We start from the raw sequence: 22,514 nt of genomic DNA on the forward strand, positions 1-22,514 counted from the left end.
GTAGAACCACACCGACAGCGGCCCCGTCTCGAACACGACCCGCCAGGCATACGGTGCGCGCTTGCGGATCACCGCCGCGAGCAGTTGCGGGTCGGACGCGCACTTGCCCCGCCAAATCCTCTTGCCGTCCTGCCGGATCGAAATTGCCGTCTCTTTTATGGATACGTCGAGACCGATATACTGCTTCATGGCTGTCCTCCGTTCGATGCCTGGGCCCGGTGTCCATCGTGAGCCCGTTCTTCATCCTAGCGGGGGACAGCCAGCCGGCTAGAGCTCCGAACATCGCCGCCACAGCTTTGGTGGCCACCGCTCCCGCGATTACGTCATGTTCGTTCTCCGGCCCAAACGCGACACTTCGAGATCAACTCGGTAAGGACAGCTTCCGGCGTGACCGCGCTGTTCCGAAAGATGGAGCGAAAGGGTAAGTTCCACCCTTAGCGGCAGTTGGTTAAGGTGGTTGGCGCTAGATTTCACACTTGCAGCCAGGCGTCGATGCGGACCCTCCATCCCTCGATCATGTGCGCGAACGCATCCTCCGTCAGCTCGGACAGATACGATCTTCCTGCCGTGCTCAGGGCAGTGAAGGTGTAGGCAATCGACGCCTCGGTGCGGCCGTCGGCGGTTGGGCGGCAGGCCACTTCGACAAGTCCGAAGCGCGAATCCGGCGTAACCCGGACATAGCGAACACGATGCGCCACGGGGTCCCAGACCGTGCAGGCCCACAGCGTGACCTCATCACCATGGGCGGTCCGGAAGACCATGCCCTGGCGCGTCTCCCCGTCCTGCGGATGCAGAAACTCCGGGTTCCAGCCGTCCACCCACAGCGTCTCGCCGATCGGCGTGAACAGCGGGAAGACGCGGTCGACCGGTCCCGAAAGCACGATGCCGTGGCTGCGCTCGAGATGATGCGTCATCCGCCCTCCCCGCCGGTTTCCGCCAGACGGTGGCTGTCCGCCGCGCCAAGCTCCAGCCCGTAGATGCGCTTCAACTGGCCGATTGTTTCCAGGGTCGCGGGGGAAAACGGCGTCCGGCCTTCGAAAGCATGCAGCACGACGCCCTCGATGAGGTCACCCAGGCTCATGTCGCGATGCTCGGCCAGGGCCTTGAGTACCTTTACCAGTCGTTTTTCCAGACGCACCCCGGTCTGCACGCGTTCTATGGTCATAGCAAAGCGCTACCATGGTACATTGGTACAATCAAGCGTTCGCCGGCAGCGGTCATGTGTGTTGCCGAAATACCACCGCTGAAAGAAGCCGCGATTCAGCCACGACAATGCCGCTTGCGACAACCCGTCGCAGGGGCTATAGGCGCGCTCCCGGTCACGAAAACCGAAGCGAGCACAACGGTTGGAGCTTTCGTCTCCGCCCGCGCAGGCAGCATTGCCGTCCTGTGTACGGCGCCGTTTCGGAGATTGGGATTGGGGTGTAGCTCAGCGGAAGAGCGCCGGATTTGGGTCCGGAGGCCGGAGGTTCAATTCCTTCCACCCACCACGGATAGCTCAGTTTGGTAGAGCATCAGATTTAGGGTCTGATTGTCGAAGGTTCAAATCCTTCTCCTTTGGCCTGAAAAGCCAACACCCTGCCAGGTGTTATCTGAAAAACGGTCCGGGGACTGGAATGCGAAAGACCTGACGGACGACCCAAACCTGCGGGCGCGGGCCGGATCGAAGGGTTTTTCGCCATCGGCTCGCGGCCAGGCCCGCGGTGACGATCAAGGCGCAGCATCGCCGGCAAGGGAGGCCAAGGCCTCCGGCGCCCGCTTTGCTGCCTCGCGATCCGCTCCCGAAGGCCCGCCATGGGCGGATGTCACCGGTCCCCGGATCATTCGTGCCCGGAACGTGAAGTGAGACGACGTGAAACGAGAAGCGAAAGGATGATCGACGCATGACTTGACGCCTCGCATGGGGCCATGCCCGACAGGAGTAACGACAATGACTGTTCTCGATAAGGTTCTTGGGCGCGAGCGCGTCCTCGTAAAGGAAAACGAACGTGCCATCACCCTCTACAAGGGTGAGATCAAGGCTGTTCTGGTGCCGGGCGAGCATTGGCTCGCCAACCGGCGCCAGAGCCTTGACGTGTCGCGGCATGATCTGAAGAACCCGGAATTTGTTTCGGCGTACGAGAAGGCGTTGTTCGACAAGCTCCCGGACGTGGCCGCGCGTCATTTCACCGTCGTTCGCACCGGGCGCACGGAAGTCGCCGTCATCGAGCGTGACGGCAGCCTCCATGCCGTTCTGGCGCCGGACCACAAGCTCGTCCTGTGGACGGACGCCGGGCCGTGGACGGTGACCGTGATCGACACCGCCACCGATCTCGCGATCGATCCGGCCGTCATGCGCCGGCTCGGCCAGGCCCGAAAGGCGGAGCTGATGTCCGTCCATCCGGTCGTGGACGGGCAGGCCGGACTGCTCTTCGTCGACGGCGCCCTTGTGCGGACGCTGACGGCGGGCGTGCACGGGTTCTGGAACGTCGGGCGCATGGTGCAGATCAAGGTCGTCGACCTCAAGCGCCAGTCGCTCGACGTCGCCGGGCAGGAAGTGCTGACCAAGGATCGTGTCACGATCCGCGTCAACATCGCCGCCGAATACCGTGTCGTCGACCCGGTTCAGGCGGTGAGCGCTGTGAAGGACTTCGCCGAAGCCCTCTACCGCGCCCTGCAATACGCCTTCCGCAAGACGCTCGGCGCGCTGACGCTCGACCAGATCCTCGAGAAGAAGGTGACGATCGACGAGGAAGCCGCCGGGAAAGTCCGCGCCGACATGGCCGAGATCGGCATCGAGGTCAGCGATATCACCCTCAAGGATGTCATCCTGCCGGGCGAGATGCGCGAGATCCTCAACCAGGTGGTGTCGGCCGAGAAGCAGGCCGAGGCCAACGTCATCCGCCGCCGTGAGGAGACGAACGCCACGCGTTCGCTGCTCAACACGGCCAAGGTGATGGCCGAGAACCCGGTGATGCTGCGGCTGAAGGAGCTCGAAGCTCTGGAAACCATCGCCGGCAAGGTCGAGCGGCTGACCGTCCATAACGGAACGGGCGGGCTGCTGAACGACCTGGTCAAGCTCCGCGAGAGCTGAGCTGAAGCGACATCGTGGGAAGGGCCGCCGGGCCAACCGGCGGCCCTTCTTGCGTTCGCCAGGCAGGCATCCCATCTGCGCCCGGCGCATCAGGCCTTTTCCTGCCCGGAAAAACCGATTAGACAGCGCCCAGCCACATGCGGACAGATTCCGCCCGCAACCCGAAGGAAAAGCCGTTGTCCACCACGTTCGACAAAGTCGCCAAGATCATCGCCGACACCAGTGAGATCGATATCGACACGATCACCCCTGAAAGCCACACCATCGACGATCTCGGCATCGACAGCCTCGACTTCCTCGACATCGTCTTTGCCATCGACAAGGAATTCGGCATCAAGGTGCCGCTGGAAAAGTGGACGCAAGAGGTCAATGACGGCAAGGCCTCGACCGACGATTACTTCGTCATGAAGAACCTGTGCGCCAAGATCGACGCTCTGGTCGCGGCCAAGAGCGCCTGAAATGGCTCAAGCGCGCGACCTTGACGCGTCTTGCCGCGTGATCCCGAAAATCGATTTTCTCTGGGGATCATGCGCAGGATCAAAAATGCAACAGCGTCCTTTGCGCGTCCAAAAGAATGCGCGGCGCTGTAGTCGCCTGAGCCACAACAGCCGCCCCCACAATAGCCGCCCATGAGCCCCCACCACGTCGTCATCACAGGCATCGGCCTCGTCTCTTCGCTGGGAGAAGGTCCGGATGCGCATTGGCGCAAGCTCGTCCAGCCGGGCCTGGAACCCGTGCTCGACGCCGCGCGCTTCCCGCCATACACCGTTCACCCGCTGCCGGAGATCGACTGGAACCTGCAGATCGCCAAGCGCGGCGACCAGCGGCAGATGGAAACCTGGCAGAGGCTCGGCACCTATGCCGCCGGCATGGCGCTGGACGACGCCGGCATCAAGGGCAACGACGAACTCTGCACGACCATGGACATGGTGGTGGCTGCCGGCGGCGGCGAGCGCGACGAGACGGTCGACGCCGACATTCTCGCAGCGTCCGAAAGCCGCAACGACCGCGACGTGCTGCTCAACGAGAAACTGACCACCGAATTGCGCCCAACGCTGTTTCTGGCGCAACTTTCCAACCTGCTCGCCGGCAACATCTCGATCGTCCACAAGGTGACGGGATCGTCGCGCACCTTCATGGGCGAGGAAGGTGCGGGCGTCGCCGCCGTCGAGACAGCCGCCGCGCGTATCCGTTCCGGTCAGTCGACGCACATACTGGTCGGCGGCGCCTTCCAGACCGAACATTCCGACATGCTGCTTGGCTATGAGCTGGCCGGCTACCTGCATCGCGGCCCCTGGAAGCCGGTCTGGCAGAGACAGGGCGCCGAAGGCGGCGGCGTGGTGACCGGATCCGGCGGCGCGTTTCTCGTCCTGGAACAGCGCGAACACGCGATCAGCCGCGGCCGAAAGATCTATGCCGAGCTCGGCCCGGTCTTATCCGGACGCGCCAGACGGCGGCAGGGCGAGCTCGATGCCGGGATTGCAGCGCTGCTCAGGCAGGCGGCATTGCCGAACGGCGAGTTGCTGGCGATTTCGGGCGCTTCAGGTGCGCATGCCGCCACTGCCGCCGAGAAATCGGCGCTCGACGCCAATCCGGCGATTGCCGCACGCGGCTTTTCGACGCTGACCGGCCACATGAAGGAAGCGCAGTTTCCCTTCGCCGTGGCGCTAGCGGCGCTGGCTGTCGAACACAAGGCCGCCTACCCCGTTTTTGACGCCGCCAACGAGAAGCCGTTCAACGGCATTCCCAGGACTGTCCTTGCAACGGCGATCGGCTATCACCAATTCGAGGGCGTGGCGTTGGTCAACGCTGCCTAAAATATCAGGGCGAAGCGGTTTCGGACGAATCCGATGCTCCAACTCAAGGAAACGGTCGAGGGTCTCAGGACAACAACATGGCCAATCTGAACGATCACATGGGCAGGCCGATCGTCGCCGTCACCGGCATCGGCGTGGTAACGTCGCTGGGCGTCGGCAAGGCCGACAATTGGGCGGCGCTGACCGCCGGCAAATCCGGCATCCATCCGATCACCCGCTTTCCGGTCGATCATCTGAACACCCGCATCTCCGGCATGGTCGATTTCCTGCCGTCGAGTTCGAAGGGCGCCAGCCTCCTTACTTACGACCTCGCCGAGATCGCCGCACAGGAAGCGATAGCGGAAGCGGGTCTTAATTCGGGCGATTTCGGCGGGCCGCTTTTCCTTGCTTCGCCGCCGGTCGAACTCGACTGGAGCGAGCGCTTTTCGCTCTACAATTCCGACAAGGACAACATCGGCGCCGAAAGGCTGCTTCGCGTGGCGCGGGGCTTGAAGGAGCTCGATATTTTCGAGACCACCCAGTTCGGTTCGATCGCCGACCGGCTGGCCGACCGTTTCGGCACCCGCGGCCTGCCGATCACGCTGTCGACCGCCTGCGCCTCGGGCGCCACCTCGATCCAGCTCGGCGTCGAGGCGATCCGCCGCGGCGAATGCGACCGGGCGCTGTCGATCGGCGCCGACGGTTCCGCGACCGCCGAGGCGCTGATCCGTTTCTCGCTGCTTTCGGCGCTCTCCACGCATAACGACATCCCCGAAAAGGCATCCAAACCGTTCTCCAAGGATCGCGACGGCTTCGTGCTGGCCGAGGGCTCGGGCGCGCTTGTGCTGGAATCGCTGGAGGCCGCACTGGCCCGCGGCGCGACCGTTCTCGGCATCCTGCGCGGCTGCGGCGAGAAGGCCGACGACTTCCATCGCACCCGCTCCAAGCCGGACGGTTCGCCGGCGATCGCCGCCGTTCGCGCCGCCTTGGCCGATGCGGGCCTGAGCGAAGGCGAGATCGACTATGTCAACGCCCATGGCACCTCGACGCCGGAAAACGACAAGATGGAGCATCTGTCGTTGTCGACCGTGTTCGGCGAGCGGATCGGCTCGATGCCGATCTCGTCGAACAAGTCGATGATCGGCCACACGCTGTCGGCGGCCGGCGCGGTCGAGGCTGCGTTCTCGCTGATGACCATGCGCGAAAGCGTCATCCCGCCGACGATCAATTACGACAATCCCGATCCGGCGATGGTGCTCGACGTGGTGCCGAACAAGAAGCGCAACGCCGAGGTCGGCACCGTTTTGTCGAACTCCTTCGGCTTCGGTGGCCAGAACACCTGCCTTGTCATGGCGCGGGAACCGGTCTAAGCGACCCTTTTCCGACAACAGAACCGACAGGCTCCATGCGCGCATTGCAACTTATCGAGGACCGCCGCCTTGAAACGGTGGACCTGCCGCCTCCGCCGCAGCCTTCGCTTGGCGAAGTGACGCTGCGCATCAAGGCCGTGGCGCTCAACCATATCGACGTCTGGGGCTGGCGCGGCATGGCCTTCGCCAAGCGCAAGCTGCCGCTGGTCGTCGGCGCCGAAGCCTCCGGCGAGGTCGAGGCGGTCGGCCCCGGCGTCTCCAGCCTCGTACCCGGACAATTGGTGTCGATCTATGGCGCGCGCACCTGCGGACTTTGCCGTGCCTGCCGCGAAGGCCGCGACAATCTCTGCGAGCATGTTTCGGGCGTTCACGGCTTCCATCTCGACGGCTTCGCGCAAGAGAAGATAAACCTGCCGGCGCGCCTGCTGGTCCCTGCCCCGCCCGGGGTGACCGACATCGGCGCTGCCGTCGCGCCCGTCACCTTCGGCACGGTCGAACACATGCTGTTCGACAATGCCAGGCTGCAGCCCGGCGAAACGATCCTCATCCATGCCGGCGGCTCGGGCATCGGCTCCGCCGCGATCCAGCTCGCCATGAAAATGGGCTGCACCGTGATCACCACGGTCGGCTCGAACGACAAGATCGACAAGGCGAAGGCGCTTGGCGCCGACCATGTCATCAACTATCGCGAGGACCGTTTCGAAGGCGTCGTGCGCAAGCTGACGAAGAAGAAGGGCGTCGACGTCGTCTTCGAGCATGTCGGCGCCGACACTTTTGCCGCCTCGATGCTGTGCCTGAAACGCGGTGGCCGCCTGGTCACCTGCGGCTCGACCTCGGGCGTGTCGACACAGATCAATTTGATGCAACTGTTCCAGCAGCAGTTGAAGCTGCTCGGCTCCTTCGGCTGCCGCATGCAAAACATGGCCGACGCCATGCAGAAGATGGCGGCGGGGCTGGTTTCTCCGGTTATCGACACCGAAGTCGGCTTCGACGGCATCGACGCCGCGCTGAAGCGCATGGAAGGCCGCGACGTGTTCGGCAAGATCATCCTGCGCGTCGGCTAGATCCTTGCTCGGCAACGCCTTCAGGAAGCTCCGCAGGGACCTGGCGTTCCGCCACGGCAGGCGGCTCCGCCAGTTCAACTACTGGCTGCTTGCGCGCGCCGCGATGACGATGATCTGGGTGCTGCGTCTGCTGCCGGTCGACAGGGCGCTCAATTTCGCCGACCGCGCCGCCCGCCGCATTGGTCCGTGGATTGGGCGCCACAACGTCGCCGTCGCCAATCTGCGCAAGGCCTATCCCCAGAAGAGCGACAGGGAGATCCAGGCCATCGCGTCCGACATGTGGGGCAACATGGCTCGCCTCGCCGCGGAATACATCTTTCTCGACGCCCTGTTCGACTACGATCCCGCCGCGACAAAACCCGGCCGCGTCGAGGTTCGCGGCGTCGATCATTTCGTCGAGATCGCCCGCGAGCAAAAGCCGCATATCATCTTCACCGGGCATCTCGGCAATTTCGAGCTGCTCCCGGTGGCGGCAGCCACTTTCGGCATGAACATCACGGCGCTGTTTCGCCCGCCCAACAACCCTTACCTTGCCGACTACATCCTCTCGACGCGCCGCTCGACCATGGGTTCGCTTCTACCCTCCTCGACCGGCGCGTCATTCGCGCTGGCGGCCATCCTGGAAAACGGCGGCAATATCGGCGTGCTGGTCGACCAGAAATTCTCGGGCGGGCTCGAAACGACCTTCTTCGGCCGCCCATGCGAGAGCAACCGGGTCCTGGGCACGCTGGCGCGGCACTATGACTGCGACGTCTATCCGGCGCGCTGCATGCGCCTGCCGGGCAACCGCTTCCGGCTGGAGATCGAGGACAAGCTGACCTTGCCCCGCACCGCAGACGGCAGTGTCGACGTCCGCGCCACCACCCAGCTTCTCAACGACATGGTCGAGCGCTGGGTGCGCGAGGATCCCGGCCAGTGGATGTGGTTCCACAAAAGGTGGGAAATGACCGGTCGGCGCCGAAGGCGTCGCCACGCGAGACCGCGCGGCGAGGCCACCTGAGCAAAAGCCGGGCAAGTTTGTTCTTGCTTTGTGCCGGCAATTATGCTAGTGATTTAGGCATGGTGCTGATTTGCGCCAACGACCCGCCCGCCGAGGCGGGTTTTTTGTTTTGCCCATCGACCGCTCGATAGCCGCCTGACGCCTCGCCTCAAGTTTCGGTCTTTTCGGCGCCGTAAGTTTCATGAAAGGGCTGTTAGACAGCCACGCCTGGAGAAAAGTGATCCTGATCGGTCAAGGCCTTGCCTCATCGGCCGTAAGTGCGTGCTCTCGCGTGCCGGAGACGATGATCTCCAGGACCTCATGCTCGTCGGTGTTCCTGACGTAGCGATCGCCGACGTTCTCGCCGCGCTTTAGCACCATCACGCGGTCCCCCACAGCGAAGATGTCAACGAGGCGGTGGGAGATGATGATCTGGGCAACGCCCTGCTTTTTCAGTTCCAGCATGGTTTCGAGCAGCCGCTCGGTCGCCATCACCGAGAGATTGGCGGTCGGCTCGTCGAGTATCACCACGCGCGGCTGGAAGGAGATAGCACGGGCAATCGCCACGGACTGCTGGCGGCCGCCCGACAGGCTCTCGACCTTTTGATAGACGGAATTCACGTCGACCTTCAGCCGCTTCAGCACGCTGTCGGCTTCCGCGTACATCTTCCGCCGATTGACGAAAAGGCCCTTGCGCGGCCAACGGCCAAGAAAGATGTTCTGGCCGACATCCATATTCCCGCAAAGAGCGAAATCCTGGTAGATCATCTCGATGCCGGCGTCGCGGCTTTCGTGCGGGCTCTTGAAGTGCACCGGCTGCCCGGCGACGAAGATCTCGCCGGCGTCGCGCTGGTAGGCGCCGGTCAGGATCTTCATCAGCGTCGACTTGCCGGCCGAGTTGTCGCCGACGAGGCCCAGGATCTCGCCGGGATAGAGCACGAGGTCGACGTTGCGGAGCGCCTGCACCGCACCGAAGGCTTTTTCGATGCCCCGCATTTCTACGATCGGTGCAGGTTTGGTCGCGTCACGCATGAGTGGTTTCCGCCGTCCTTGTGCGCCGCGCGAGGCGTGCCCGCAGGCGGCCGAAGATGTTGGCCTGGCGCACCCAGATGTCGATCAGCACCGCCACGATCAGGATGCCGCCGATGAAGACGTTGATCCAGTGCTGCGGCATGGCGAAGCCCTGGACGTTGAGCTGCAGCAGCGCCCGGATCAGGGTGATCACCGCCGCCCCGGCGAGCGCCCCGATCACGGTGCCGTAGCCGCCGAAGATCGAACCGCCGCCGATGATCACCGAGGCGATGGCGTCGAGCTCGCGAAACTGGCCGGCCACCGGGTTGAAGCTGCGGAAGTAGGCAACGTTGATGATCCCGGCCATTGTCGCGCAGAGCGCCGCCAGCATGAGCGCGAGGAACCGTACCCGGTTGGTGTTGATCCCGGCATAAGCGGCGGCGCGAATGTTGCCACCGGTCGCATAGACCTTCTGCCCGAACGGCATGTAGGCGAGCACGACGCCGGCAATGAGGGCGACGAGCAGCATCCACATGGTCTGTACGCTTACCACCTCGGCGATCGAGCGCAGCAGCCCGTCCGGCAGCGAGATGCGGTAGTGCAGCAGGATATCGTTCACCTTGCGGCCAAGCAGGTTGTAGCCCTCGGGCCAGCCGGTGAGCTGCTGCCCGGCGACGAACCAGGCGGCGAGGCCGCGGGCGATGTAGAACATGCCGAGCGTGGCGATGAAGGCCGGCAGCTTGAAGCCGACGGTGACGATCGCGTTGACGAGGCCGGCGCACATGCCCGCGAGCAGGCCCATCGCCACGGCGGTCACGGGGTCGGCGCCGAGGACCTTGAGGAAATAGGCGGCGGTGCTGCCGGCGAGGGCGAGCACCGCCCCGACGGAGAGGTCGATATCGCCGGCGGCGATGACGTAGGTGAGCCCGATGGTGATCAGCGCAAGCTCGGTGTAGTTGAGCAAGATCGCGAAGCTGTTGGACAGGTTCCACCAGTAGTCCGGCCGGAGCGCGAGGCCGGTCAGCCACAGGAACACGGTCAGGATGATGGCGAGCGCGTCGCGCCGGGCGAGGAACTTGCCGAACCCGGTGGCCGACAGCGCCATGTCGGTCGCCATCGCGCCCTTGGTCTGCACCCCCTCGATCGCGATGCCGCCGATCTCATAGGCCGGTGGCGGCGGCCGGCCGCGGAGCCAGGCCCAGAGGCGCCCCGCCACCTGGCGGCGGATGAGATAGGGCTCGATAAGCACCGCGACGACGAGCAGCAGCCCAAGGAACACCGGCACCGCGCCGACCGGCAGCGAGAAGACGGCGTTGACCGTGATCTCCTCGTCGCCGATCTTGATGACGCGCGTGATCGGCCAGCCCTCGCGCAGCACCTTGTCGAGCAGCACCACCAGCAGGGCGCCAAGGCAGGATCCGGCGACACGGCCGCGGCCGCCGAGGATCGAGGCGCCGCCGATGATCACGGCGGCGATGACGATCAGCTCACTGCTGACGCCGTAGAGGGGCGTCACGCCCTTGTCCTGGGCAGCCGACATCAAGCCGGCTAGCGCCGCGCAGAGCGAGGAGATCAGGTAGGCTCGAATGCGCACCCAGTTGGTCGGGATGCCGGCATACGACGCCGCCTGCTCGTTGCCGCCGGTGGCGAAGGTCTCGTAGCCCCAGCGCGTCTTGGCGAGCACATAGGCACCGATCACGGCGACAACGACGAAGATCACGATCTGGTTGTTGAACCCGAGGAGGTTAGTCTCGCCGAGGTGAAAAAAAAGCGGATAGCCGGTCGCCTTGGCGGGATAGTAGATCGACTGGCCGTGGGTCAGCGCCAGCACGAAGCCGCGGCCGATGAAGAGGACGGTAAGCGTGGCGATGAACGCCGGCACCTTCAGGATGGTGACGAGCACGCCATTGACGAGACCGATCAACACGCCGAGCAGCAGGCAAAGGATCACCGAGGGGACGACGCCAAGGTCAAGGAAGCTTGGCGCGAACAGCCTGGCGAAGACGACGGCAACCATGCCGTAAGTGGAACCGACCGAAAGATCGAGGTCCTTGTTGACGATGACGAAGGTCACTCCGACCGCGATGATGGCAACCCGCGAGGTGTCGCGGAGCAGCGAGTGAAACGCTCCTGTTGACCCGAAGAACGCGGGATTGACGAGAGCGCCGCCGAGATAGAGCAGCAAAAGCAAGGCAACGAGCCCCACCTCCCAGCCGCCGACAATCTGGGACGGCGCACGGCCGAGCGATGTGGTCGCGGTGGGCGCCATGGGTCCCCTCTGGTTGTTGCCGTCGTTGCGGGAGAGCCTGCGCCCTCCCGCAGTGATTTCGGACGTTCCGAGCGGACTCAGTTCTCGAAGCGCTTGCCGACGTCCTCGACGGTCTCCTTCGTCACGAGTTGGGCGCGTGTGTCGAGGTTGGCCGCCGCGATGCCGCGATCGATCTCCAGATAGAGCTGCATGACCGGCCAGAAACCCTGCAAGAAGGGCTGCTGGCCGAGCGCGCCGGTCAGATCGCCGCTCTTCATCGCATCCTGCTGGGCCGGGCCGAGGTCGAAACCGTAGGCGCAGATCTTGCCGGTCATTCCGGTCTGAGCGACGGCCTTGGCAAGCGCCGGCGTGAACACGTTGTTGCCGGCGAAGGCGCCAACGACGTCGCCGCGCGATTCGAACAGCGTCACGATGCCGTTCACCGGGTCATTCGGATTGGTGTCGATACCGGTGTTCTCCGGACCCGCGTCGACCTTGAAGGCATCAAGCTTGCCGGCATCCTTCAAGCCCTTGACGATGGCGTTGAAAGCCGAAGTGACGCGATTGTTCACCTCGATGTTGCCCATTGCGGTCGACGACGGCAGGACGATCGAACCCTTCTCGATACCCTTGTCCGCGAGGCACTTGACGAGTGCCTCGCCGGCGATTGCGGCAGCGGAGGCGTCCTGGCCGGTGTGGCCGATGCCGCTGCGGTTGAGGATCGTGCCGTCAAAGGAATTGGTCGTGGCGACCGGTATGCCCTTCGCCTCGGCGGCCTTGACGATGTCGTTATAGGCGCCGACCTGGGGCGTTGTCATGATCAGCCCGTCGATCGTCGGATCCTGCACGATCTGGTTCAGGATTTCGATCTCGCGGGCAGGGTCGTCGGTCGGCGATTCCGAGCCGAGCAGCAGGACCTTGGCGCCGATCAGGTTGCCGGCGACGGTCGCACCGACGTAGACCGGATCGAAGAAGCCATTGCCGGCAGTGTGTGTCACGATAGCGAAAGTGAGGTGACCATCGGCCGAATGGAAGTCCTTGGTACCGGGGGCCTCCTTTGCGGCATCTTCGAAGTTGTAGCCGCCGACCGCCTTATCGACGCCCCCCGATTGTGCGTAGGCGTTCGACACGCCGAGCGATAACGCCGCGGCACACGCCGCGAGCGAGAAAATACGTTTCATGATTATCCTCCCTTGCAACCAACGGTAGGAAGCCGTTCGGCGCATTTATTCAGGAGTTTCCGAATGCTTCCTCCCAGCCGTATCTTCTGCCCAAAGCCTGCCCACGTAAATAGTGCTCCCACTTTCACCGACGAATTGGTCGGCGGTTCCGTCATTTTGACCGGGCGCGCCGGTTTCTAGCGTTGATGTAGCGCGACGCGGTGTCAGACAGACGAGGAGACTTGGTGTATCATGAACCGTACCTGGGCCGTATTTCAAAAGGGAGCGACACAGAGAGCAACAAAAATAAAGTTTCACAAACGCTTAGGGAGGATACCGCAATGAATCTGCGACCAGACCCCACATTCTATCCGTCACCCAAGCTGGCTATGGAAGGGCCGCCGGAAATTCTGGCCTACACGTTGATGCTTAGCCCGGACTTCTCGCAACCCGACGGCCTGGCTGTGGTGAATGTCGATCCAAATTCGCCGGATTTCGGCAAGATCGTCCACACTGTGATCATGCCAAACAAGGGCGATGAGTTTCATCACTTCGGCTGGAATGCGTGTTCTTCGGCGCTATCACCACTGACTGGCCACGCCTTTTTGGAGCGTCGTTATCTGATCATTCCGGGCATGCGTTCGTCGCGCATCTACATAATTGATGTGAAGGGCGGGCCGACAGCCGCCAAGATTCACAAGATCATCGAACCCGCAGAAGTCTTTGCCAAGACGGGCTATTCTCGTCCGCATACGATCCACTGCGGACCCGAGGGCATCTATGTCTCGACCCTCGGCGGCGGCGGCAAGGACGGTACCGACGGTCCTCCGGGCATTTTCATCATGGATTGCCAGACCTTCGATGTCATTGGCCGCTATGAGATAGATCGCGGTGCCCAGGACAAGCACTATGATTTCTGGTGGAACCTGCCGCGCGACTACATGGTCAGTTCCGAATGGGCCCTGCCGCCGCAGTTCGAAAACGGCATCGTCCCGGAGGATCTACTGTCCAACAAGTACGGCCACCGCATGCATTTCTGGGATCTGCGTGCGCGTAAGAACATTCAGACGATCGATCTGGGCGCCAATCACCAAATGGCGCTCGAAATCCGCCCGGCGCATGATCCAGTCCAGCAATACGGCTTCTGCGGCGTTGTGGTCGATACCACCAATCTCGAAGGCTCGATCTGGACTTGGTGGCGCGACGCAGATGGCAAGTTCCAGGCCAAGAAGACGGCAACCATTCCGCCTCAACCGGCCAATGCCGACGATCTGCCGGATCTTCTAAAGGGTTTCTCGGCGGTGCCGCCGCTGGTCACCGACATCGACCTCAGCCTCGACGACAAATATCTCTATGTAGCTTGTTGGGGTACGGGTGAAATGCATCAATACGATGTCAGCGACCCGATGAAGCCGGTTCTGGCGGGCAAGGTCGAACTGGGTGGGATCGTCAAGAAGACCAAGCACCCCTGTGGCAAGGTCTTCGGCTATGGGCCACAGATGGTCGAGATTAGCCGCGACGGCAAGCGTGTCTATTGGACCAATTCGCTCTATTCGACCTGGGACGATCAGTTCTATCCCGGTGAGCGCGGCGGGGCGATGGTGAAGGCCGATGTTGGCGCCAATGGTGGCCTGACGCTCGACACCAACTTCTTCGTCGAGTTCCCCAAAGGCTATCGAACGCACCAGATCCGACTTGAAGGCGGCGACTGCTCTACCGACAGTTTCTGCTACCCATCGGTCTAGGTGTCGCCCGAACTCCTTTCGACCACAGCCGGCCTCTGGCTTGCCGTGGTCGCCAGCGGGATTTACCATGGCGTAAACCCGGGTATGGGCTGGCCGCTTGCCGTCTCGGCCGCCCTGATGGAGCGGCGAGCCTATGCGCTGCCGCGCGCACTCATGGCGCTGGCGTTCGGGCATCTTGTCGCCATGACGGTAGTCCTCTTGCCCTTCGCGCTGATGACCGCGCTGGTTGATTGGCAAACCGAGATCCGCGTTGGCGCAGGTCTAATTGTCGTCGCGCTCGGAGTCTGGCTGCTCTTCAACCGGCGGCATCCTAGATTTCTGGCGCGCGTGCCGCCGTCGCGACTGGCGCTCTGGTCCTTTCTGGTCGCCGTCGCGCATGGCGCCGGCCTGATGCTGGTGCCGATCTACCTCGGCCTGTGCGGCATCGTTGAAACGGATGCCGGGCACCGTGCCGCGACCGCCCTCATTGCACGAACTGCAGTGCTCTCGATCGGCGTGGCAGCGGTCCACACCGGCGCGATGATCACTGCGGGCGGCGCTTTGGCCTTCGGCGTCTATCGGTGGCTGGGATTAAGGTTTCTTGCGAAAAGCTGGTTTGATCTAGATGTGATCTGGGCGCTAAGCCTAGTTCTGGTCGGGGCGATCGGCGTATTTTCCGCGCTCTAGGGTGTGTTGAGATTCAGGTCAGGCCGGGTCGAAAACGGTGGTTTCCGAGAACCGGAGCGGAGCGTACTTTGGTACGTGAGCACCGGAAGCGCAGGAACCCGCCGTTTGCAGGCCGGCATCGCCTGAATCTAACACACCCTAGTTGGTCACGACGATCCGCGTATTGCGGAAGCCGGCTCGCCTCACCATCGAATAGAAGGCGGCGGCATTGGAGGGGTGCAGCCGCACGCAGCCATGCGACGCCGGACGCCCGAGAGACTTCACCGCGCCCGTGCCGTGGATGGCGTAGCCGCCGCGGAAGAACACCGAATGAGGCATCGGCGACATGTCGTATTTGCGCGAATACCACATTCGCGCCGTCCGTTGCGGCCGGTAGCTGCCGCGCGGCGTGATATAACCTTTGCGCGCCGTGGATACGGGCCATCGGTAAACCGCACTACCGTATCTTACAGTCATCGTCTGCGATGACACGTCGATTCTTGCAACCAGCTTGGCTGCCCAGCCCTCGACCGAAGAACCGAACAGCATCGTTGCCAGCGCCGCTGCCATGAGAACGGTTTTTTTCATGTGTTCACCCCCCTGATTGCCCCTTGCCTGCTGCCCTTCACGCTATTTTTCATCTTTTTAATCTCAAGTGAACGAGGTAATCACATACTCCTTGACGAATTCACCAATCCAAAGCAGCAAATTTGAACGATTTCCCGTGATAGTTGCCGCAACGACACATCCGCCAACAGGCTTGCAAAACCGCACCTTTGGCTGCTCAATTCGCCGAATGAACGTAAAGAACGAACGTCTCCTGAAAGCGGTCGATGACCGGGTCGACGATCTGGTCGCGCTGACCGCGGATCTGATCCGCTTTCCGACCATCAACCCACCCGGCGAAGCCTACCGGCCATGCGCCGAATATGTCGGAGCGCGGCTGAAGCAGCGCGGGTTTGAAATCGAGTTCATCCGCGCCGAAGGCACGCCCGGCGACACCGACCGCTACCCCCGCGTCAATGTCGTCGCCCGCTTCGACGGCCGCTCGCCCGGCGCCTGCGTCCATTTCAACTCGCATATCGACGTGGTCGAAGCCGGCGACGGCTGGAGCCTCGACCCCTTCGCCGGCATTATAAGGGATGGCAAGGTTTATGGGCGCGGCGCCTGCGACATGAAGGGGGGCCTGGCCTGCTCGATCGTCGCCGCCGAGGCGTTCATGGAGGTCTTCCCCGACTTTCCCGGCGCCATCGAAATATCGGGCACGGTCGACGAGGAGTCGGGCGGCTTTGGCGGCGTCGCCCATCTGGCCAGGCTCGGCTATTTCTCCAAGCCGAAGGTCGACCACGTCATCATCCCCGAGCCGCTGAACAAGGACCGCATCTGCCTTGGCCATCGCGGGGTGTGGTGGGCGGAGATCGAAACCAAGGGCGAGATCGCGCACGGCTCGATGCCGTTCCTCGGCGACAATGCGGTGCGCCATATGGGCGCCGTGCTGCAGGCGTTCGAGGACGAACTGTTCCCGGCGCTCGACCGCAAGATGACGCGTATGCCGGTCGTGCCCGAAGGGGCAAAGCGCTCGACCATGAACATCAACTCGATCCATGGCGGCCAGACGGAGGATTTCCGGCCCGGCCTGCCCTCGCCCAACGTTCCCGATTCCTGCCGGCTGACCATCGACCGCCGCTTCCTGCTCGAGGAGGACCTCGGCACGGTCAAGAGCGAAGTGACCGATATCCTCGATCGGCTGAAGCGCGAGCGGAAAAAATTCGACTATGAGATCCGCGATCTCATGGAGGTGCAGCCGCTGATGACCGAGCGCGACGCGCCGGTGGTGAAGGCGGTGGCGCAGGGGATCATGGAGATATTCGACCGCGAGCCCGACTACGTGATTTCACCCGGCACCTACGACCAGAAGCACATTGCCCGCATCGGCCACATCTACGACTGCATCGCTTATGGTCCGGGCATTCTCGACCTCGCCCACAGGCCCGATGAATGGGTCGGGATATCGGACATGGCTGACGCGGCCAAGGTGATGGCGGTCGGGCTCAACATACTGCTCAGGGGCGCCGGCGCACGGTAATGCGGCAGCGACGGGGCAAGCTCAGATCGCCCGATCCCGCGGCTCACGGAAAAACATTCCCGCCGGCGCTGCCGGAAAGCACGAAACGCAATTTACTCCTTCGCGAAATCACGCTTCTATCCACCGGGTTTTGAGCATTTTTTTGAGCAAATCGGGAGTTGCACGATGAAATTGTGGAAGACCATTCTCACCGCTGCGGCTTTGGCGCTGGCTGCCGGAACATCGGCGTTTGCCGCGCGAACCGACCTGGTCATCGGCGTCACGCTCGAACCCCCGCATCTCGATCCGACCGCGGGTGCCGCGGCGGCGATCGACGAAGTGCTTTACGCCAACGTGTTCGAGGGGCTGACCCGCATCGGCCCGAATGGCGAGGTGCTGCCGGATCTGGCCGAAACCTGGACCATTTCCGATGACGGCAAGGTCTACACCTTCAAGCTGCACACCGGCGTGAAATTCCATGACGGCACTGACTTCAATGCCGACGACGTGAAATTCTCGCTCGACCGCGCCCGTGCCGAAGACTCCGTCAACGCACAAAAGGGCCTGTTCGCCGCCATCGATACTGTCGAGGTGGTCGATCCGGCGACGTTGAAGATCACGCTGAAGAACCCGCAAGGGTCCTTCCTCTACAATATGGGCTGGGGCGACGCGGTGATCGTCGCACCTGAGACAGCCGACACCAACAAGGAAAAGCCTATCGGCACCGGCCCGTTCAAATTCCAGAACTGGGCCAAGGGCTCATCGATCACGCTGGTCAAGTCGGACACTTACTGGGGTGCTCCGGTGTCCCTCGACAAGGCGGAGTTCCGCATCGTTCCCGATGCCGCTGCCGCCGTGCCGGCACTGCTTTCCGGCGACGTCCAGGCCTTTCCCTTCTTCCCCGATCTCGACAGCGTCGCGCAGGTCCAGGGCGACCCCCGCTTCAAGGTGGTGATCGGCTCGACCGAGGGCGAGACCATTCTCTCCATCAACAGCAAGAAGCCGCCCTTCGACAAACTGCAGGTCAGGCAGGCGATCTCCTTCGCGCTCGATCGCAAGGCGATCATCGACGGCGCCTCGGCCGGGCTCGGCGTGCCGATCGGTTCGCATATGTCGCCGGCCAGCAAAGCCTATGTCGACCTCACCGGCCTCTATCCGCACAATGTGGATAAGGCCAGGGAACTGCTGAAGGAAGCCGGCTTCGAGAACGGCTTCAAGGCGACGCTGAAACTGCCGCCGCCCCCCTATGCGCGGCTTGGCGGCGAGATCATCGCCTCGCAGCTTCGCGACGTCGGCATCGAGCTGGAAATCGTGCCCGTGGAATGGGCGCAGTGGCTGGACCAGGTGTTCACCAAGAAGGATTACGACCTGACCATCGTGTCCCACACCGAGCCCAACGACATCGATATCTATTCGCGCAAGGATTATTACTTCAACTACGACAATCCGGCCTTCGACAAGATCATAGCCGGGCTGAACCTCACCTCGGATGAGGCCAAGCGCATGACGCTGCTCGGCGAGGCGCAGAAGATACTGGCCGACGATGCCGTGGTCGGTTTCCTCTACGAACTGCCGAAAGCCGGCGTCTGGGACGCCAAGCTCGAGGGGCTGTGGGAAAACGCACCGATCCAGGCCAACGACCTGACCAAGGTGAAGTGGACGGATTAAGGCTGTTGGCCGGCCAAAGGCGAAGGGTGCGCTCCGTCCCACCCCCCTCTGTCCTGCCGGACATCTCCCCCGCAAGGGGGGAGATTGCGCCGTCATCTCCGCTTTCGCCAATCACCGACATCGCAGGGGTGAGCGGTGCGCTGAAACTGCCGATCGCCCCCCTTGCGGGGGAGATGTCCGGCAGGACAGAGGGGGGTGGGCGGGAACGCGACCTTTGCCCGGTCTTTGCGACAGGCAACGCAGCGGCCCTCCCGCCATGACCGCCTACCTCCTCAAGCGCCTCGCCATCGCTCTCGCCACGCTGGCCCTGGCCTCCATGGTGGTCTTCGCCGTGCTGGAGATCATTCCCGGCGACCCGGCGCGGCTGATGCTGGGCCTGAACGCCAGCGCCGAGCAGGTCGAGCTGCTGCGCAACCAGATGGGCCTCGACGCGCCCCTTGCCGCGCGCTATCTGCGCTGGGCCGGCGGCTTGCTGAGCCTCGATTTCGGCCGTTCCTACACCTATTCGGTGCCGGTCATCGACCTGGTCCGCGAGCGGGTCGTCGTCTCGCTGCCTCTGGCGCTGATCGCGCTTGCCCTGTCCACCGTCATTGCCATTCCGGTCGGGCTGTTTTCCGCCAGCCGGCGCGGGCGGGCCGGCGACACGATCGCGATGGGCGCCGCGCAGCTTGGCGTCGCCGTGCCGAACTTCTGGTTCGCGCTGATGCTGATCTATCTCTTCGCCGTCTGGCTGCGGCTGGTGCCGGCCGGCGGTTTCCCGGGTTGGAGCGCGGGTGTGTGGCCGGCGCTGAAGTCGCTGCTCCTGCCGGCGGTCGCGCTTGCTCTGCCGCAAGCGGCGATCCTTGCCCGCGTCACGCGATCGGCGCTGATCGAGGTGCTGCACGAGGACTATATTCGCACCGCCCGCGCCAAGGGCCTGCCCTATCGTGCCGTCTTGTGGCGGCACGCGCTCCGTAACGCCATGATCCCGGTTCTCACCATTCTCGGCCTGCAGTTCGCTTTCCTGCTCGCTGGCACGATCATCATCGAGAACATCTTTTACCTGCCCGGTCTTGGCCGGCTGGTGTTCCAGGCGATCACCCAGCGTGACCTGATCGTGGTCGAAAGCGTCGTCATGCTGCTGGTCGCCGCCGTCATCGCCGTCAACCTGCTTGTCGATCTCTCCTATGCGGTCGTCGACCCGCGCCTGAGAAGCCGCCAATGACGCTGCACATCGACATATCAGAGGAAAACCTTGCCGGCATCCTCGCCAAGGCGTTCCGAAACCGCTCGTTCCTCGCCGGCTTCGTCATCACCGCGCTGGTGGCGGCCGTCGCCCTCATCTCGTTCTTCTGGACGCCATTTGACGTCACCAGGCTGATCATCGCCGACAAGACTCAAGGGCCCTCGCTGACGCACTGGTTCGGCACCGACCATTTCGGCCGCGACATCCTTTCCATGATCATGGTCGGGGCGCGCAACTCGATCGCCGTGGCGCTGGTGGCGGTCGGCATCGGCATGGGCGTCGGCGTGCCGCTCGGCGCCTTCGCCGCGGCGCGCGGCGGCATCGTCGACGAAGCGGTGATGCGGTTGAACGATCTCGTCTTCGCCTTCCCTGCCCTGCTCTCGGCGATCATGATCACCGCCATCTTCGGGCCGGGCGCGCTCAACGCCATCATCGCCATCGGCATCTTCAACATCCCGGTCTTCGCCCGCGTCGCCCGCGCCGGCGCGCTGGCGATCTGGCCGCGCGAATTCATCCTCGCCGCGCGCGCCGCCGGCAAGGGCAGAACGCTGATCACGCTGGAACATGTACTGCCCAACATCGTCACTTTGCTGCTGGTGCAAGGCACCATCCAGTTCGCGCTGGGCATCCTGGCCGAAGCCGGGCTTTCCTATGTCGGGCTTGGCACACAGCCACCAATGCCGAGCTGGGGCCGGATGCTGTTCGATGCGCAGACGCGCATGGTGGCGGCGCCGTGGATGGCGCTGTTTCCGGGCATGGCGATCGCCGTCACCGTGCTTGGCCTGAACCTGCTCGGCGACGGCATTGCCGACATCCTCGATCCCCGGTCGCGGCGGCAGCGATGAACCTGCTCGAAATCGAGAACCTGTCGCTGACGATCGGCGGCACACCGATCCTGAAGCGTGTCGAGCTTTCCGTCGCGCCCGGCGAGGTGATGGGGCTGGTCGGGGAATCCGGCTCCGGCAAGTCGATGACGGCGCTCACCGTGATGCAGCTTCTGCCCTGGGCGGCGCGCGCCACGGGGCGCATCGCCTTCGACGGCATCGACATCCTTGCGGCCAGCGAAGACCAGATGTGCGCGCTGCGCGGCGACGACATCGGCATGGTGTTCCAGGAGCCGATGACGGCGCTCAACCCGGTCAAGACCATTGGCGAGCAGGTCGCCGAAGGCATCCGCTGGCACATCAGGGCAAGCCGCGCCGACGCGGAGGAGCGCGCGCGAAAAATGCTCGACCGGGTCGGCCTGCCGGCGGCACAATTCCCGCTGTCGCGCTATCCGCATGAGCTTTCCGGCGGCCAGCGCCAGCGCGTCGTCATCGCCATTGCCTGTGCGCTGAAACCGAAGCTGCTGATCGCAGACGAGCCGACGACGGCCCTCGACGTGGTGTTGCAGGCACAGATCCTCGACCTTTTGCGCGACCTGGTTGCGGAAAACCGCATGGGCCTGCTCTTGATCTCGCACGACCTCGCGGTGGTGACGGAGATGGCGGATCGCATCACCATCCTGCGCCATGGCGAAGTGATGGAGGCCGGCGACACGGCGCGCACGCTGTCCGGACAGTTCCATCCCTACACGCGGCAGCTGGCGCAGGCCTCGATGCATGTGCCCGCGCGGGCCAAGACACAAGAGGTCGGCCAAGGCAAACCGCTGCTTCAGGTAGACAGCTTGACGCGGGACTATCCGGGACGTCGCACGTCGCTGTTGAAGCGCGCGGCCCCGATCCGCGCCGTCGACGATGTCTCGTTCTCGGTCGATCCCGGCCAGTCGGTGGCGCTGGTCGGGCGTTCGGGCTGCGGCAAGTCCACGCTTGCCCGCATGGTCCTGGCGCTGGACGGGCCGTCATCGGGAACGATCCGGTTTCGCGGCGAGGTCATCACCGGCAAGAGCGAGGCGGAACTCAGGCCGGCGCGACGCGACATGCAGGTGGTGTTCCAGGACCCCTACGGCTCCTTCGACCCGCGTCAGAAGGTCGAAAAACTGGTGGCCGAGCCACTGCATGTCCTGGAGAAGAAGCCAACGAATACGGAGCGACGCGAGATGGTGGCAAAAGCCTTGCACGAGGTCGGCCTCAGCCCGCGCGACATGGACAAATATCCGCATGAATTTTCAGGCGGCCAGCGCCAGCGCCTGTCGATCGCCCGCGCCATCATCACCCGCCCCAGACTGGTCGTCGCCGACGAGCCGGTCTCGGCGCTCGATGTCTCGATCCGCGCCCAGATCCTCGACCTGTTCGCAGAGCTCAATCAGAAACTCGGCATCGCCTATCTGTTCATCACCCACGATCTGACCGTCGCCCGTGCCATCACCGACCAGGTGATGGTCATGCATGACGGCAGGATCGTCGAGCGCGGCGGGACGAGCGAGGTTCTCGACCATCCGCAATCCGAAGCCGCCAAGGCGCTGGTCGCCGCGGCGCCCGATTTGCACAGGGCGATCGCGCGCCGGTTGCAGGAACAGGGATGAA

19 protein-coding genes, 2 tRNA genes and 1 pseudogene are annotated in these 22,514 nt (G+C 63.5%); 15 read left to right on the forward strand and 7 right to left on the reverse strand.

Features of this window, described 5'->3' with window-relative positions:
* The 3 genes and pseudogenes from IQ26_RS27855 to IQ26_RS27865 all read right to left on the reverse strand — a co-directional run.
* Positions 1 to 189, reverse strand: a pseudogene (locus IQ26_RS27855) (IS110 family transposase); the annotation flags it as partial.
* Between the two features lie 281 nt (positions 190 to 470).
* Complete coding sequence (locus tag IQ26_RS27860; protein WP_145721579.1) at positions 471 to 914, reverse strand: SRPBCC family protein; 444 nt, start codon at positions 912 to 914, stop codon at positions 471 to 473.
* A complete protein-coding gene (locus IQ26_RS27865) occupies positions 911 to 1,165 on the reverse strand; it encodes a hypothetical protein (protein ID WP_145721580.1) in 255 nt (84 codons plus the stop codon). Before IQ26_RS27865 ends, IQ26_RS27860 begins: the two co-directional genes overlap by 4 nt.
* 255 nt (positions 1,166 to 1,420) lie before the next feature.
* On the opposite strand from IQ26_RS27865, the gene IQ26_RS27870 reads away from it, so the two are divergent.
* The 8 genes from IQ26_RS27870 (at position 1,421) to IQ26_RS27905 (ending at position 8,303) form a co-directional block, all read left to right on the forward strand.
* Positions 1,421 to 1,490 (forward strand) — tRNA-OTHER (locus tag IQ26_RS27870).
* A 2-nt stretch (positions 1,491 to 1,492) separates the two neighbouring features.
* Positions 1,493 to 1,561, forward strand: a tRNA-Leu gene (locus tag IQ26_RS27875).
* Positions 1,562 to 1,930: 369 nt separating this feature from the next.
* Positions 1,931 to 3,073 carry a slipin family protein gene (locus IQ26_RS27880; protein ID WP_162458094.1) on the forward strand — a complete coding sequence of 381 codons (1,143 nt, stop codon included), beginning with the start codon at positions 1,931 to 1,933 and terminating at the stop codon, positions 3,071 to 3,073.
* A 176-nt stretch (positions 3,074 to 3,249) separates the two neighbouring features.
* Positions 3,250 to 3,531: an acyl carrier protein gene (locus tag IQ26_RS27885; protein WP_145721581.1), complete on the forward strand. Its 282-nt coding sequence runs from the start codon at positions 3,250 to 3,252 to the stop codon at positions 3,529 to 3,531.
* 171 nt (positions 3,532 to 3,702) lie between these two features.
* On the forward strand, positions 3,703 to 4,890 hold the full coding sequence (locus IQ26_RS27890; RefSeq protein WP_145721582.1) for a beta-ketoacyl-ACP synthase: 1,188 nt from the start codon (positions 3,703 to 3,705) through the stop codon (positions 4,888 to 4,890).
* 77 nt (positions 4,891 to 4,967) lie between these two features.
* Positions 4,968 to 6,239, forward strand: coding sequence for a beta-ketoacyl-ACP synthase (locus IQ26_RS27895; protein ID WP_145721583.1), 1,272 nt, complete (start codon positions 4,968 to 4,970; stop codon positions 6,237 to 6,239).
* A gap of 35 nt (positions 6,240 to 6,274) precedes the next feature.
* Positions 6,275 to 7,303: a zinc-binding dehydrogenase gene (locus IQ26_RS27900; protein ID WP_145721584.1), complete on the forward strand. Its 1,029-nt coding sequence runs from the start codon at positions 6,275 to 6,277 to the stop codon at positions 7,301 to 7,303.
* A 4-nt stretch (positions 7,304 to 7,307) separates the two neighbouring features.
* Positions 7,308 to 8,303, forward strand: a complete 996-nt coding sequence (locus IQ26_RS27905; RefSeq protein WP_145721585.1) for a lipid A biosynthesis lauroyl acyltransferase — start codon at positions 7,308 to 7,310, stop codon at positions 8,301 to 8,303.
* 231 nt (positions 8,304 to 8,534) lie between these two features.
* Here IQ26_RS27905 and IQ26_RS27910 read toward each other — a convergent pair whose 3' ends face one another.
* From IQ26_RS27910 to IQ26_RS27920, 3 genes are all read right to left on the reverse strand, one after another.
* Positions 8,535 to 9,314, reverse strand: coding sequence for an ATP-binding cassette domain-containing protein (locus IQ26_RS27910; RefSeq protein ID WP_145721586.1), 780 nt, complete (start codon positions 9,312 to 9,314; stop codon positions 8,535 to 8,537).
* On the reverse strand, positions 9,307 to 11,562 hold the full coding sequence (locus tag IQ26_RS27915; protein WP_145721587.1) for an ABC transporter permease: 2,256 nt from the start codon (positions 11,560 to 11,562) through the stop codon (positions 9,307 to 9,309). The genes IQ26_RS27910 and IQ26_RS27915 overlap by 8 nt, the downstream gene beginning before the upstream one ends.
* A gap of 77 nt (positions 11,563 to 11,639) precedes the next feature.
* Entirely contained in the window at positions 11,640 to 12,722 is a 1,083-nt protein-coding gene (locus tag IQ26_RS27920; RefSeq protein ID WP_145721588.1) for a substrate-binding domain-containing protein, read from the reverse strand.
* A gap of 320 nt (positions 12,723 to 13,042) precedes the next feature.
* Here IQ26_RS27920 and IQ26_RS27925 point away from each other — a divergent pair, with 320 nt between their 5' ends.
* Complete coding sequence (locus IQ26_RS27925; protein ID WP_145721634.1) at positions 13,043 to 14,446, forward strand: selenium-binding protein SBP56-related protein; 1,404 nt, start codon at positions 13,043 to 13,045, stop codon at positions 14,444 to 14,446.
* The gene (locus IQ26_RS27930) at positions 14,447 to 15,112 is read left to right on the forward strand and encodes a hypothetical protein (protein WP_145721589.1); all 666 of its coding nucleotides are present in this window, start codon (positions 14,447 to 14,449) and stop codon (positions 15,110 to 15,112) included.
* 138 nt (positions 15,113 to 15,250) lie between these two features.
* Here IQ26_RS27930 and IQ26_RS27935 read toward each other — a convergent pair whose 3' ends face one another.
* A complete protein-coding gene (locus IQ26_RS27935) occupies positions 15,251 to 15,679 on the reverse strand; it encodes a L,D-transpeptidase (RefSeq protein ID WP_145721590.1) in 429 nt (142 codons plus the stop codon).
* 208 nt (positions 15,680 to 15,887) lie between these two features.
* On the opposite strand from IQ26_RS27935, the gene IQ26_RS27940 reads away from it, so the two are divergent.
* The 5 genes from IQ26_RS27940 (at position 15,888) to IQ26_RS27965 (ending at position 22,513) form a co-directional block, all read left to right on the forward strand.
* Entirely contained in the window at positions 15,888 to 17,177 is a 1,290-nt protein-coding gene (locus IQ26_RS27940; protein ID WP_145721591.1) for an acetylornithine deacetylase/succinyl-diaminopimelate desuccinylase family protein, read from the forward strand.
* A gap of 165 nt (positions 17,178 to 17,342) precedes the next feature.
* Positions 17,343 to 18,824 carry an ABC transporter substrate-binding protein gene (locus tag IQ26_RS27945; RefSeq protein WP_145721592.1) on the forward strand — a complete coding sequence of 494 codons (1,482 nt, stop codon included), beginning with the start codon at positions 17,343 to 17,345 and terminating at the stop codon, positions 18,822 to 18,824.
* Positions 18,825 to 19,080: 256 nt separating this feature from the next.
* On the forward strand, positions 19,081 to 20,028 hold the full coding sequence (locus tag IQ26_RS27955; protein ID WP_145721594.1) for an ABC transporter permease: 948 nt from the start codon (positions 19,081 to 19,083) through the stop codon (positions 20,026 to 20,028).
* Positions 20,025 to 20,894, forward strand: coding sequence for an ABC transporter permease (locus IQ26_RS27960; protein WP_145721595.1), 870 nt, complete (start codon positions 20,025 to 20,027; stop codon positions 20,892 to 20,894). Before IQ26_RS27955 ends, IQ26_RS27960 begins: the two co-directional genes overlap by 4 nt.
* Complete coding sequence (locus IQ26_RS27965) at positions 20,891 to 22,513, forward strand: ABC transporter ATP-binding protein (RefSeq protein WP_145721596.1); 1,623 nt, start codon at positions 20,891 to 20,893, stop codon at positions 22,511 to 22,513. The genes IQ26_RS27960 and IQ26_RS27965 overlap by 4 nt, the downstream gene beginning before the upstream one ends.
* Position 22,514: the final 1 nt, after the last annotated feature.

This window comes from Mesorhizobium tianshanense (genome assembly GCF_007830515.1).
Classification (GTDB): Bacteria; Pseudomonadota; Alphaproteobacteria; order Rhizobiales; family Rhizobiaceae; genus Mesorhizobium; species Mesorhizobium tianshanense.